General features: G+C 37.8%; 1 protein-coding gene. It reads left to right on the top strand.

The genetic code is table 11. From position 1 onward, the window contains the following. Positions 1 to 230 (top strand): Imm26 family immunity protein (locus tag R0K30_RS23840; RefSeq protein ID WP_410613544.1); only part of this gene is annotated, 230 nt, incomplete at both ends.

Here is a 230-nt window from a genome sequence, read left to right as displayed (position 1 = left end):
AGGGGATATATTTAGGCTCAAGTATCCTGATGATAGGTATGTCTTTGGTCAGATCGTTTCTTTGACTGCGAAAGCAGGTGGTTTTGAAAACTGCATAAAAGTCTACGTATTTGATGCAGTGTTTAACGAACCTGAGAAGGTAATCGATTTGACTTCTAATGAATTGATGTTTGCTCCATTGTTTATCAATCGCTTGGGTTTTTCTCGTGGATATATGCCGATTGTTGATA

This window comes from Bacillus sp. SIMBA_154, assembly GCF_046536015.1.
In the GTDB taxonomy this organism is placed as follows: Bacteria; Bacillota; Bacilli; order Bacillales; family Bacillaceae; genus Bacillus; species Bacillus pumilus_P.
Note: the sequence above shows the minus strand (reverse complement) of the source record. Positions and strands in the feature narration are given on the sequence as shown.